This window comes from Marinomonas epiphytica, from assembly GCF_054780655.1.
Genome location: NZ_BAAGVX010000033.1, coordinates 315,633 through 315,941 on the forward strand (window position 1 = coordinate 315,633; position 309 = coordinate 315,941).

Genomic DNA, 309 nt, shown 5'->3' on the forward strand with positions numbered 1-309 from the left:
ATGCTTCGCACCCACGGCGCATTACGGCCTTCGGCCTAACGGCGCCCTACGATTGGGGATGTGAAAAAATATAATAGGTTGCGGTTATGCATTTACGCAGACGCGTCGAGGTACGAGACAGGCGCAAGTTAATGGATAACCACAACCTATACGCCCAACGTCGGTTTTTTGATGATGTAAACGAAAAAACCCCACACGACATTTGTCGTATGGGGTTTCTCTTGTATTAAAGCTTGACGACGACCTACTCTCACATGGGATCTCCCACACTACCATCGGCGATGGCGCTTTTCACTTCTGAGTTCGGGA

Annotated in this window: 1 rRNA gene; it reads right to left on the reverse strand. The window is 49.5% G+C overall.

The annotated features are described in order from the left end of the window. Positions 1-231: 231 nt before the first annotated feature. A 5S ribosomal RNA gene (rrf, locus tag ACYVGZ_RS11735) occupies positions 232-309 on the reverse strand; the annotation flags it as partial.